Source organism: Collinsella sp. TM06-3, from assembly GCF_003436395.1.
Taxonomy (GTDB): domain Bacteria; phylum Actinomycetota; class Coriobacteriia; order Coriobacteriales; family Coriobacteriaceae; genus Collinsella.
This window is the reverse complement of record NZ_QSPG01000006.1, coordinates 63831-76522: the sequence shown is the minus strand read 5'-3', so window position 1 is coordinate 76522 and position 12692 is coordinate 63831. Positions and strand designations below refer to the sequence as shown.

The 12692-nt window shown below is 60.3% G+C and carries 9 protein-coding genes; 4 read left to right on the top strand and 5 right to left on the bottom strand.

The genetic code is table 11. The features are described 5' to 3' along the window. Nucleotides 1-256: 256 nt before the first annotated feature. Complete coding sequence (locus DXD56_RS04040) at nt 257-3022, bottom strand: FtsX-like permease family protein (RefSeq protein ID WP_233524927.1); 2766 nt, start codon at nt 3020-3022, stop codon at nt 257-259. Nucleotides 3023-3027: 5 nt separating this feature from the next. Beyond that, nucleotides 3028-3729: an ABC transporter ATP-binding protein gene (locus DXD56_RS04035; protein ID WP_117635686.1), complete on the bottom strand. Its 702-nt coding sequence runs from the start codon at nt 3727-3729 to the stop codon at nt 3028-3030. 272 nt (nt 3730-4001) lie between these two features. Between DXD56_RS04035 and DXD56_RS04030 the strand changes: the two genes are divergently transcribed. Then, entirely contained in the window at nt 4002-4640 is a 639-nt protein-coding gene (locus DXD56_RS04030; RefSeq protein WP_117635685.1) for a GyrI-like domain-containing protein, read from the top strand. A 185-nt stretch (nt 4641-4825) separates the two neighbouring features. Further along, on the top strand, nt 4826-6061 hold the full coding sequence (locus tag DXD56_RS04025; RefSeq protein ID WP_117640204.1) for a chloride channel protein: 1236 nt from the start codon (nt 4826-4828) through the stop codon (nt 6059-6061). 206 nt (nt 6062-6267) lie between these two features. On the opposite strand, the gene DXD56_RS04020 is transcribed toward DXD56_RS04025, so the two are convergent. The 3 genes from DXD56_RS04020 to DXD56_RS04010 all read right to left on the bottom strand — a co-directional run bounded on the left by DXD56_RS04020 (nt 6268) and on the right by DXD56_RS04010 (nt 9891). After that, a complete protein-coding gene (locus tag DXD56_RS04020; protein WP_233509057.1) occupies nt 6268-6846 on the bottom strand; it encodes a methylated-DNA--[protein]-cysteine S-methyltransferase in 579 nt (192 codons plus the stop codon). Nucleotides 6847-7303: 457 nt separating this feature from the next. Continuing rightward, nucleotides 7304-8329 carry an aspartate-semialdehyde dehydrogenase gene (locus tag DXD56_RS04015; RefSeq protein ID WP_117640200.1) on the bottom strand — a complete coding sequence of 342 codons (1026 nt, stop codon included), beginning with the start codon at nt 8327-8329 and terminating at the stop codon, nt 7304-7306. 173 nt (nt 8330-8502) lie between these two features. Then, complete coding sequence (locus DXD56_RS04010) at nt 8503-9891, bottom strand: aspartate kinase (protein ID WP_117640197.1); 1389 nt, start codon at nt 9889-9891, stop codon at nt 8503-8505. Between the two features lie 103 nt (nt 9892-9994). On the opposite strand from DXD56_RS04010, the gene thrC reads away from it, so the two are divergent. Further along, a complete protein-coding gene (gene thrC / locus DXD56_RS04005) occupies nt 9995-11512 on the top strand; it encodes a threonine synthase (protein WP_117640195.1) in 1518 nt (505 codons plus the stop codon). A gap of 201 nt (nt 11513-11713) precedes the next feature. Continuing rightward, the gene (thrB, locus tag DXD56_RS04000; protein ID WP_117640193.1) at nt 11714-12595 is read left to right on the top strand and encodes a homoserine kinase; all 882 of its coding nucleotides are present in this window, start codon (nt 11714-11716) and stop codon (nt 12593-12595) included. Nucleotides 12596-12692: the final 97 nt, after the last annotated feature.

Here is a 12692-nt window from a genome sequence, read left to right as displayed (position 1 = left end):
GAAAATCGACAGGCCTTCTACCTGCGGTTTTATTTTTCGTTTTCCCGGCATGGTTGAGGGTGTCCAATTAAACGTAGTAGATAGGCCCGTTTTGTGGCATACGACCCATTCAAGCCCAATCTCGAAGGCTAAAGAAAGCCTCTCATCCACGCCTGCGGGCAAAAGATAGCAAAGCAACAAACGCCGGGTCGCTCGTAGGTGCCCGGCGTTTGCGCAGATAAAACCTGCCAAAATAAACCTGTCCCTTTTTGGCAGGTCACTCGGCGCTCTTGAGGGCGCCGACCATGTCGATCTTGTTGAGGGTACGATTGGTGGCTAGGTTGACGATAAACGTAAAGCCAAAGGAAAGCACCACGGCGAGCACGTAGCTTAGCGGCTCGACTTCGACGTCAAAGTACAGCGACGGCATCTGCAAAATGTACGTAAAACTCTCGGCCAGCAAGCCGCCCAGTGGCACGCCCAGCGCGGCGCCAATTGCCGTGAGGATCAACGTCTCCTTGTTGACGTAATGGTGCACCTCGCCACGGCGGAAGCCCAGCACCTTGATGGTCGCCAGCTCGCGTTCGCGCTCGGAGATATTCGTGTTGGACAGCGTAAACACCACCACAAACGACAGGCATGCCGCCATAAAAGTCACGAGCACCACGACCGAATTGATGATCGCAAAGTTCGCCTCGTAGTTCTGCCAATGTTCGGCCGTGCTCGAGATGGTGAGCCAACCGTCGCTCTTAAGCTTCTTGCTAAACGCAATCTGGTCGGCCGACGAGCCCTTAAGCAGCACAAAGACGCCGTTGAGGCGTGCGCTTCGACCGAACGCGCGCTCATAGGTGCCCTGCGTCATGTAAAGCGTGTTGCCAAGATAGTTAAGCGAAATGTCACTGACTTTGACCTTGGCAACATTGAGCGACGAATCCTGGACGTATGCCGTATCGCCCGGCTGAATCCCCAGCACCAGCTGTGAACTCTTACTCAGATACACGTCTCCGTCACGCAAAGACAGCGGCTCTTTGGACTCGTCCTCTAGGCGCACGTAGTCATCCAGGTCGTTCGTGCGGTCATCGGGCACCACGATCAGCTGCACGGTCTCGCTCTTTCCGCCGAATGTAAAGGTAACGTTGTCGGTCATAATCGGCAGCGTCGAAGTCACGGTCACGTTGGAATCCTTGGCTGCACTGCGCTCATCCAACGCCGCGCACGTCTGCGAAAAATCATCGGGATTGGCGACCGCCAGCAAATCGTAGCGTGTGATGTGCCCGTACTGCTTGGGCGACAGCGCGACCGACGTATCACGGATGCCCATACCGCAAATCACAAGCGCCGTGCAGCCCGCAATGCCAAAGATGGTCATAAAGGCGCGCTTTTTGTAGCGGAACAGGTTACGCGCCGCCACCTTGTTTAAGAAGCCCATGCGGCGCCAGATAAATCCGATACGCTCGAGCAGGATGCGCGAGCCGGCGGGCGGAGCCTTGGGACGCATGAGCGAGGCAGGGGTCTCGGCCATCTCGTGGCGGCAGGCGATAATCGTGGCTCCCACCACGCCCACGGCAAACAGCGCCACCGAAACGATCGAGGACACGATGTCGTACGAAAGTAGCATCTGGGGCAGCGAGTACATGTCGTCGAACACCGTAAACAAGAACAGCGGCAGACCCACAAATCCGATGATATTGCCGAGCACGCCACCGATCAGACACGCCCACAGCGAGTAGTCCACATATTTGGACAGGATACGCCCGCGTGAATAGCCGAGCGCCTTGTACAGGCCAATAAGCGTGCGCTCCTCCTCGACCATGCGGGTGGCGGTGGTGAGGCTGATAAGCACGGCGACGATAAAGAAGATGAACGGGAACACCGTGGCGATGGCCTCGATCGAAGAACTATCGCTCTCGACGCTCGAGTAGCTTGCGATATTGCCGCGGTCCTGGATGTACCAGGTGCATTCGCCCAGGTCAGAGAGCTCGGCGCGGGCATCGGCAAACTGCTGGTCGGCGGCGGCGCGGCGCTGGTCCAGGTCGGCTTGCGCCTGCGCACGCTCGTCGCTGCCCTCGGCCATGCGATTGATGTTGTCCTGCTCGATCCCAAAGACCATATTCGCCTGACGCTCAGCCGCGTCCAAGCTCGCCGGTGTGTCGACCGTCAGCTCCTGAGTGCGCGCCTTCTCACGCTCCTCGCGGATCTTCTCGATATTGCCCTTGACCTCATTGATCTTTGCCGAGTAGGCATCCGAATAGGAGTTGAGGCTCTTGGCTCCCTCGACGACCACGTGGACAGCGGAGTAGGAAGAAGATGTCGCGGCATCCTCGCTCACGTAGAACTTGTAGTCCGCAGTCGAAGCAGCACGGAAGGCGTTGACCGTCGAGTCGGAGCTCACGTCGGTGGGATCGAGAACCTCTGCCGTGATGGTGTAGTCCCCATCGGCAAACTGGTCCTTGGCGCTTTGGTTCGACGAGCTCGCATCGTTGGCGGCAAAGCTCACCGTATCGCCGATTTTCTTGCCCGAAGCCTTCAAAAAACGTGAGGTCACCGCGACCTCGCCGGCACACTCGGGCAAATCGCCGCTCAACAGCACCGGTTGATCGATATTCTCCCTGGAAAGGCTCTGGACAACCACGCGCTCGCGCGTTGTGCCCACGGCGGTGTAGGCAGTCTCGGTGTAGATGCCCTCGGCCGTCTCGACGCCATCGACCTCTTGGATCGCAGCAAGATCGTCATCGGTCAGACCATAGGTCGACTGCACGTTGATGTCATAAACATTCTGCTGGTCAAAATAGGCATCGACCGAATCGCACAGATCCTCGCAACCCGCCTTGAGGCCGCACATCACGCTCACGCCGAGCGCCGTGATTACGACGATGGATAAGAAGCGCTTAAGACTGCCTCGGATTGTGCGGTAGATGCTACGGCGAAAAACCATCGGCACCATGTCGTTTGAGCTTTGGGCGGTGCGGTAGGTCGTAAAATCCTGCTCGCGCTCCGTGTTCTGCGCGTCGCGGCGCTGGCTGTTTTGGCGGTCCTGGTCCATGGGCGCTACCACTCGATCGTCTCGATCGGCACGGGATTTTGTTGGACCGTCTCGCTCTCCACGCGCCCGCTCTTAAAGCGAATCAGGCGATCTGCCATGGGCGCCAGCGCGGAGTTGTGGGTGATGATAATGACCGTAATGCCCTGCTTGCGACAGGTGTCCTGTAGCAGCTGCAAGATCTGCTTGCCGGTTTTGTAGTCGAGCGCGCCCGTGGGCTCGTCGCACAGAAGCAGCTTGGGATTCTTGGCCAGTGCGCGGGCGATGGACACGCGCTGCTGCTCGCCGCCCGAAAGCTGCGCCGGAAAGTTGGCGAGGCGCTCACCCAGGCCGACCTGGCGAAGCGTCTGTTCGGCATCGAGCGAATCGGGGCAGATTTGCGCCGCGAGCTCGACGTTTTCGAGCGCCGTCAAGTTGGGGACCAAATTGTAGAACTGGAAGACAAAGCCGACGTCGGCGCGGCGGTATTCCACGAGCTGCGCCTCGTTCGCGGAGCTCACGTCGCGCCCGTCCACCGTCACAGTGCCGGAGGTCGCCGTGTCCATGCCGCCCAGAATGTTGAGGGCCGTGGTCTTGCCGGCGCCCGAAGCACCCAGAATGATGGCGAGCTCGCCGCGCTCGACCGTAAAACTCGCGCCGTCGAGCGCGTGGATGCGGGCGTCGCCTTCGCCGTATGCTTTGATGACGTCTTTGAATTCGATATAGGCCATCGATTAATTCCCATCTGGTCGGATAACTCTTTAGTATTACCCATTTCCCACCTACCAAAAAGGGACAGGTTTATTTTGGCAGGTTTTATATGGGGGAAACGGCAGCTATAGATGAGGCGCCGGGGAGGCCGAGAAATCATCGACGGGGTCAGGCCGACCGCCAAGCACAACGCACGCATCTCAATCTGTCAGCCAAATAATTCGAACAGCTGTTCGTTTCTATGATATGATTCAACTATCTAAGCAGGCCAATACGCAGAAAGGCGGCCAACATGGCGTTCGACTTTAAGAAGGAATGCAAGGAGCTCTACAAACCTGCAAGCAAGCCGAGCATCGTAACTGTCCCGCCTATGAACTACGTTGCCGTTCGCGGAAAGGGCGACCCAAATACCGAAGGTGGCGAGTATCAAAACGCCCTGCCGCTACTTTACGGCATCGCCTATACCGTCAAGATGTCGAAGAAAGGCCCAAGGAGCATCGAGGGCTATTTCGACTTTGTGGTACCGCCGCTCGAGGGTTTCTGGTGGCAAGACTCCCCGAGCGGCGACATCGATTATGTACGCAAGGACGATTTCAACTTTATCTCGTGCATCCGCCTGCCCGATTTCGTCAGCCGAGATGATTTTGACTGGGCAGTCGCTGAAGCCACGGCCAAAAAGAAACTAGACTTTACCGCTGTTGAGCTGCTTAAAGTTGATGAGGGTCTCTGCGTTCAGTGCATGCATACCGGACCCTATGACAGCGAGCCGACAACCGTAGACGCCATGCATGAATACGCGACCGAACAGGGCTATGCCCCCGACTTCTCAGACACCCGTTTACATCACGAAATCTATCTCTCCGATCCACGCAAATGTGCACCGGAGAAACTTAAGACTGTGGTTCGTCATCCTATCAAGCGCGCTGAATAGCGTGGGGCGTCATTTCACGCGCTAGGTTTTAAGCCAGCCAACCAGCCGCCTCCTAGGCCGTCCGGTAATTATCTTGACGCGGCCCGTCGCATCTTATAAGTTTGTTTTGCTAAAGCTGGAAAGCCTCTCAACGATGCGCAACTCCAGCTCTTTTTCTATCAAGAGAGCAAGTGTCGGAAAGCAAAATGTCAGAAAGCAGCGCTTCGAGCAGAATCAAACGCCTGGTCAACACCTATAGCGGTCTCGTGCTCATGGGCGCCGTCGGAATCCCTATCGGCGTTATCGTTGGCGCCATCTGTGCCTTTTTTGGTCGTGTGCTCCTGGCAATCGGCGCCTTCCGCGACGAGCACATCACGCTGCTCCTTCCCTTCCTCGCTCTTATGGGCCTTGCCATCGTGTTTGCCTACCGCACTTGGGGCAAGGGCACCGACCGCGGCATGAGTCTGGTCTTCGACGTGGGCCACGGACGCGAGAAAGCCATCTCCCCGCGTTTGGTGCCGCTCATTATGCTGAGCACGTGGGGGACGCACCTCTTTGGCGGCAGTGCGGGACGCGAGGGCGTGGCCGTGCAGATCGGCGCAACCGTCTCACATTGGATCGGCCGACGCCTGCCTTTCCGAGACCCCGGCAACACGTTTTTGCTTATTGGCATGGCCGCCGGCTTTGCCGGACTCTTTCGAACGCCTCTCGCCGCCACGGTCTTTGCCATCGAAGTACTGGTCGCAGGACGCTTGGAATACCGTGCGTTGCTTCCCGCACTCGCAGCCTCGCTCGCCGCAAGCATGACTTCCGGCGCCTTGGGACTCGAGAAGTTTGAGGTCGCCGTTGTCGCCTCATATGCGCTTGACCTCCCCGGTCTTGAGCGGCTGGCGCTGTTGGGTATCGCGTTTGGTATGGTAGGTGGAGCTTTTGCCTGGTGCCTTGCCCATGCCAAGACCCTTGCAGCGCGGCTGCTCCCCAACCCTTACATGCGCGTTGCCGTTATGGGCCTTGCGCTGTCGGCGATCCTGTTCGCACTGTGGCAGGGGCGATACTGCGGACTTGGCACCAACCTGATATCAGCGGCGCTCAACGGTGAAGGCAAGATCGCCATCATGCCTTGGGACTGGGCGCTCAAATTCGCACTCACCATCGCCACGCTTGCCGCAGGTTATCAGGGTGGCGAGGTGACGCCGCTGTTCTCCATCGGGGCCAGTCTGGGTGTCATGCTCGCCGGGATTCTCGGCATGCCCGTCGAGCTCTGCGCCGCGCTGGGTTATGCCGCCGTCTTTGGCAGCGCCACCAACACGCTGCTCGCGCCCATCCTTATTGGCTGCGAGGTCTTTGGCTTTGGCAATCTGCCGATTTTCTTTATTGTCTGCGTCGTGGCTTACCTGTTCAACATGGACAAATCGATCTATGCACTGCAAAAGCGAGCGTAGAAAGATGCTCAAGCAGGTGGTCTCAACCGGAAACGGCGTCCCACTCTGAGGCTGTATTCCGGGACGTGGTTTCCGCTTGGGACGCCATTCGGAAAGCGTGTCCCGCTTTAAAACGGAATTCCGGGACGTGGTTTCCGCCCGGGCCTCCATTCGGAAAGCGCGTCCCATTCTTTCATGGCGTCCTGGCTATGCAAAGTGCCCGAACGTTAGTCCTCGTACGCGCCCTCAAGCCGAAGCAGCCACTCCTTGCGATCAAGCCCGCCGGCATATCCGTTGAGCGATCCGTCGGCCGCGACCACGCGATGGCACGGCACGATTATCGAAATGGGATTACGCGCAACCGCAGCCCCCACCGCACGAGGAGACACGACGGGCGCCTCATTTCCCGGCACACGATGTCGAGCCGCAATACGCTGGGCAATCTCGCCATATGTAGCGACTTCGCCACGTGGGATAGAAAGCAGCTCAAACCAAACCTCGCGCTGGAACGCCGTACCGATCATATGCAACGGCGGCGTAAACCGAGGTTCCTGCCCTGCAAAATAAGCATTCAGCCAAGCCCAGGAACGCTCAAGCACCGAAGAGGCCGCACCATTTACCGGACTCACCGGAGACATCCCACCGGTACCGGAAACCGCGTCAGCGCCTTCAACATGTTCGGAGTCTTCCCGGAGAAGCGTGGAGCCAAAATGCTCCTGTCCCTCAAACCAAAGCCCCGTCAGACCGCGGCCATCAGCGGCAAGCAAGATTTCGCCCAAAGGCGAGGCAAACGTCGTCGTGACCACCAGCGGCTCCTTTCAAAACTTCGCAACATAATACCGCGAATTGTGCAGACAACCTCAATCGACCCCAAAGTCACCCAAGGCAGCAGGCGCGACAGCGCCGCAGCTGCCGCACGACCCCAAAGTCCCCGCAGGCAGCAGGCGCGACAGCGCCGCAGCTGCCGGCCGCGCTCCGCAGTCCCCAAAGGCGGCAGGCGCAAAGCGCCGAGGCCGCCGCCGGGACCAGGGCCCGCAACAACCACGTTCCCCCACATCAGCCCAGCGGCCCCAACCAACAACGACCCCATCGCAGGCCACTCGCAGCAGCGTCACCGCAGGCGGGGGCCGGGCTTAGTTTTCAGAACACTCCGCAGACCAGTGTGGCGCCTTGTCCGCGGCTCCGAAGGAGCAGGACAAGGCGCCACACATGGTCGAGGACGTTCTGAAAACTAAGCCCGGCCCCCGCCGGACAGGTCCACCGCTACTCGCAGAGCAGCTTAGCGATCTGGACGGCGTTGGTTGCCGCGCCCTTACGGATTTGGTCGCCGCAGCACCAGAAGGTGATGCCACGCGCGGCCTCGGGGTTCGAGATGTCGCGACGCACACGACCGACCCAGATCAGGTCCTGGTCGGACGTATCCATCGGCATGGGGAAGCGATCGTGCGCATCCTCGGCGCTCATGTCGTCAACCAGCTTGACGCCGGGAGCGGCAGCCAGCGCAGCACGAGCCTCCTCAACCGTGATGTCACGCTCGAACTCGAGCGTAATGCTCTCGGAGTGCGAGCGCAGCACGGGCACGCGCACGCAGGTGCAGTTCACGCGCAGCTCGGGCAGATGCATAATCTTGCGACCCTCGTTTTGCAGCTTCATCTCCTCGGAGGTAAAGCCCTCCTCCTTGACGCCGCCAATCTGCGGAATCAGGTTGCTCGCGAGCTGGGCGGCAAATGCGCGCGGCTCGGGAATCTCCTCGCCACGGCCCAGGGCGGCCAGCTGAGCCTCGAGCTCGGCCATGCCGGGAGCGCCGGCACCCGAAGCAGCCTGATACGTCGAGACGATCATGCGCTTCACGCCGGCGAGCTGATGCAGCGGCCAGGTGGGAACCAGGCCGATGATGGTCGCGCAGTTGGGGTTGGCGATAAGGCCGTGATGCCACTTGATGTCGTCGGCATTGATCTCAGGCACAACCAGCGGCACTTCGGGATCCATGCGGAAGGCGTGACTGTTGTCGACCACGACGGCGCCGCGCTTGACGGCCTCGGGCAGCAGCTCCTTGGCGATATCGTCGCCGGCAGCGCCGAGCACGATGTCGCAGCCCTCAAAGGCCTCGGGGCAAGCTTCCTCGATCACGATCTGCTCGCCGCGGAACTCAACGGTCTTGCCCGCAGAGCGCGCGCTCGCCAGCAGCTTGAGCTTACCGACCGGAAACTCCTGCTCGTTGAGGCACTCGAGCATCTGGGTGCCCACAGCTCCCGTCGCGCCCAAAATAGCAACCGTGTACTGTTTCATGCTTCCCCCTTTAAAGGTTATGGCTTTTGCCCGCACGCCAAGCAGGCCGATTATTGTTGCCAGTGTATACAAGAACGGGGCGGGCACGAAATCCGCCCCGTCGAAACGAAACCGAAACGAAACGCCCCGCCGTAGATTTTTGAGACATGACCCAAAAATCCACCGAGCAGTCGCTACTTTTTGAGCGCGGCCTGGATGGGATCGGCCGGCGCGGGAGCCTCCAGGTCGGAGACCTTCACAATGCCGTTTTCATCGGAGAAGGCACGGTAAATGGTCTGGATCGCCAGATCGAAGTCCTTCTCCTCCACGCCGATGATGATGTTGATCTCGTCGCAGCTCTGCGAAATCATACGCACGCTCACGCCCGCCTGGCCAAGCATGCCAAACAGGTGGCCAGAGATGCCGGCGCGACCGCGCAGGTTGCGGCCAACGGTAGCGATAAGCGCCAGGCCCTCGACAACCTCGATCTCGAGCGGCTCGACCTCCTGCTGAATGTCGCCCACGAGCGAGTACAGCGAATCGTGCACGTCCTGCTCCTGCACCACGGCGCCAAAGCGGTCGACACCGGTGGGCATGTGCTCGACGGAGACGTCATAGCGCTCGAAGACCGAAAGCGCGCGGCGCATAAAGCCGACACGGGGCTTGGTGCGGTCGCGGGCCACGTTGATGGCGACAAAGCCGCGCTTGCCGGTCACGCCGGTAATGATGGGCTCCGCCTCGCCCTCGTCGGCCGTCTCGCTAATGATGGTGCCGGGGTCCTGCGGCGCGTTGGTGTTCTTGATGACTAGCGGAATACCGGCCTCGCGCACGGGGAACACGGCCTCCTCGTGCAGGACGCTTGCACCCATGTACGAAAGCTCGCGCAGCTCCTCGTAGGTAACGCGCGCAATGGGCTGAGCCTCGGGTACGATGCGCGGGTCGGCAGAGTAGAAGCCCGAGACGTCGGTCCAGTTCTCGTAAAGGTCGGCGCCCAGGCACTTAGCCAGAATCGAGCCGGAAATATCGCCGCCACCACGGTCGAGCAGCTTGATCTGGCCCTCACGCGTCGCGCCGTAGAAACCGGGCATGACAAAGCCACCCTGCTGACCGTACTCCTGCACCAGCTCGGAGGTGCGGTTCATGCTGAGCGTACCGTCGTGATGGAACGCAACGACCGTCGCGGCGTCCAGGAACGGCAGGCCCAGGTACTCGGCCATCAGGCGAGCGGTGAAGCACTCGCCACGGCTCACGAGCTCCTCGGTGGAGTAGCCACCCGAGCGGGCACGCTCGGCAAAGGCCGCGAACTCCTCGCGGATGGGATAGGTGAGCTCCAGCTCGTCAGCGATATCAAAATAGCGCTGCCCAATGTCCTCGAGCAGCTCCTCGCACGACACGTGGTACTTAACGTGCGCGTTAACCAGGTAGAGCAGGTCGGTCACCTTGGTGTCGCCCTTAAAGCGGCGACCGCAGGCAGAAACCACCACAAAACGGCGGGCCGGGTCGGCATCGACGATGGCCTTGATCTTCTTAAAGTGTTCGGCGTCGGCGACCGACGAGCCGCCAAACTTGGCAATTTTTATCATGGCGTGGAGGTTACCTTTCTAAAAGCCTCTGCAAACCTGTTTTGCGCGCTCTGATACCATGGGTTCACCGATTGGGACCAAGGCATCCGAGGAGCAGTGTTATATGGGAACTTATCATAGTACACGAGGACGCACTTTATCGTGCTCAAGTAAGGTGGCAATCCGTACCGGCATCGCTCCCGACGGGGGTTTGTTTGTCTCGGACGAGCTCGGCACCCAGCAGGTCGATATCAGCTCGCTTGCAGATAAATCGTACTTTGAAATCGCTCAAGATGTGTTGGGAATGTTACTGAATGATTACACAGCCGAAGAAATTTCGGCCTGTGTGAATGAGGCATACCGCGGCACGTTCGCGAGCGAAGAGGTTACACCGCTCGTCAAACTCGATACAGCGCCGGGCACCGACGTCCCTCAAACCTATGTGATGGAGCTCTTTGGTGGCCCCACGAGCGCCTTTAAGGACGTCGCCCTGCAGATGCTCCCCCGCCTCATGGCCCGCACCTCCGCCAAGGACGGCGGCGCCGAGCGCATCATGATCGTCACCGCCACGTCGGGCGACACCGGCAAGGCCGCACTCGCCGGTTTTGCCGACGCTCCAGGTACGGGCATCACCGTCTTTTATCCCGAGGGCAAGGTCAGCCGCGTGCAGAACCTGCAGATGTCCACGCAGGAGGGCGACAACGTCGCCGTCTGCGGTATCCGCGGCAACTTTGACGACGCCCAGAGCGCCGTCAAGCGCATCTTTGCCGATAAGGAGCTTGCCGAGCGCCTGGAGGGCGCTGGCACGGTGCTTTCGAGCGCCAACTCCATCAATGTCGGCCGTCTGGTACCGCAGGTCGTCTACTACTTTGCCGCCTATGCGCAGCTGTTGCGCGCCGACGCTATCGAGGCTGGCGACGCCGTAGAGTTCTGTGTACCGACCGGTAACTTTGGCGATATCCTGGCCGGCTACTATGCCAAGCGCATGGGTCTGCCCGTCGCCAAGCTCATCGTCGCGAGCGACAAGAACAACGTGCTTGCCGACTTCCTGACCACCGGCGTCTACGACCGCAACCGTCCGTTCTTCACGACCATCTCGCCGTCGATGGACATCCTCATCAGCTCCAACCTGGAGCGCATGCTCTACTTCCTGTCCGACGGCGACTGCGAGCTTGTTGCCGACCTTATGGAGCAGCTGGCACAGACTGGTCGCTACGAAGTTCCCGCCAACCTGCTGGCAAAGATTCAGAGCGTCTTTGGCTGCGGCTGGGCCAGCGAGGACGAGGTCCGCGCTGCCATCAAGAGCTGCTGGGACGCAAACGGCTACGTGATCGACCCGCACACCGCCTGCGGCTATCACGTCTTTGAAAAAGTCACCCCCGCCGAGGGCGCCAAGGCCCGCGTGCTGCTTTCGACCGCCAGCCCCTACAAGTTCCCGCGCGCCTGCTGCGATGCCCTGGGCCTCGACGTGCCCGAGGACGACTTTGAGGCTATGCGTGTGCTCGAGCAGGCCACCAACACGGTCGCCCCGGCACAGCTCGCCGAGCTCGAGTCCAAGCCCGTCCGCTTCGAAGACGTCTGCGACGTCGATGAGATGGACAGTTACGTCGAGTCTGCAGCAAAACGAATGAGCACCAACTAAACCCCTTATTAAGCGCCGGCGAAAGCCGGCGCACCTTCTTTTATCAGAAATCCACCGGGATGATGACGAGCTGACATGCGGGTCTGCCTGTTTAGTTCGTCGCGAGTTCCGCACGAGCCGGAAAGCACTTAATGTGCTTTCCGAGCGAGCCAGGACTGCCCGAGCAGCGAACTAAACAGGCAGACCGCCCAGGAGATTCCCATGATCAAGATCACCGTCCCAGCAACAAGCGCCAACTTGGGCATCGGCTACGACACCCTCGGCATGGCCGTCAGCCTTTACTCGCACTTTACCTTCGAGCGCGCCGACAAGCTCACCATCACGGGCTGCCCCGAGGAGTTCCAAAACGAGAATAACCTGGTCTATGTGAGCTTTGTCGATGCTCTGGCCGCCTGGGGCGAGCCGGCCTTCCCCGTCGCTATCGACATCCAGACCGACGTGCCCGTCGCCCGCGGCCTGGGTTCCAGCTCCACCTGCGTCGTCGCGGGCATCATGGCAGCCGCCGCGCTGACGGGCCACACCGTCGACCGCGCCGAGCTCGTCCGCATCGCCACCGAGGTCGAGGGACATCCCGACAACGTCGCCCCCGCCATCCTTGGCGGCGCCGTCTGCTCCTTTACACCGACCGATTCGCTCCCCCAATGCCTGCGCTACGAGGTGAGCGATCGCTTGCGTTTTATTACCGTGATTCCGCCCTACGAGGTACATACGAGCGAGGCGCGCAAGGTCGTGCCGCAGGAGATTCCGCTCTCCACCGCCGTGTGGCAGATGGGCCGCATCGCCGGCATGACGCGCGGTCTCGAGACCGGCGATCTGGACCTGATTGCCGCCGCCAATGGCGACCGCATCCAAGAGCCGTATCGCCGTCGCCTGATTCCCGACTACAACGCTGTGCGCGACACCTGCCTTAACGGCGGCGCCAAGACCATCTGGATCAGTGGCTCCGGCTCGACCCTCATGGCCGTGACTGACGACACCATCGTAGCCAAGTTCCTGCAGGTCAAGCTGCGTGAGCAGTTCCCCAAGTGTGAGACGCATATTCTGACGTGCGACACCGAGGGCGCTCAAATCGAGTACCTGTAGACATCGCCGATCGGTCTATCCGGGCCACCCAGGGGCATCCCCTTAAAAACGTCCTCGCACTTGAGGCCCGCTTATCCTGCTCCTTCGGAGCTGCGGA

Coding starts and splice junctions, on each gene's coding strand:
- DXD56_RS04040 (WP_233524927.1), bottom strand. CDS start 3,022: ATGGACCAGGACCGCCAAAACAGCCAGCGCCGCGACGCGCAGAACACG.
- DXD56_RS04035 (WP_117635686.1), bottom strand. CDS start 3,729: ATGGCCTATATCGAATTCAAAGACGTCATCAAAGCATACGGCGAAGGC.
- DXD56_RS04030 (WP_117635685.1), top strand. CDS start 4,002: ATGGCGTTCGACTTTAAGAAGGAATGCAAGGAGCTCTACAAACCTGCA.
- DXD56_RS04025 (WP_117640204.1), top strand. CDS start 4,826: ATGTCAGAAAGCAGCGCTTCGAGCAGAATCAAACGCCTGGTCAACACC.
- DXD56_RS04015 (WP_117640200.1), bottom strand. CDS start 8,329: ATGAAACAGTACACGGTTGCTATTTTGGGCGCGACGGGAGCTGTGGGC.
- DXD56_RS04010 (WP_117640197.1), bottom strand. CDS start 9,891: ATGATAAAAATTGCCAAGTTTGGCGGCTCGTCGGTCGCCGACGCCGAA.
- thrC (WP_117640195.1), top strand. CDS start 9,995: ATGGGAACTTATCATAGTACACGAGGACGCACTTTATCGTGCTCAAGT.
- thrB (WP_117640193.1), top strand. CDS start 11,714: ATGATCAAGATCACCGTCCCAGCAACAAGCGCCAACTTGGGCATCGGC.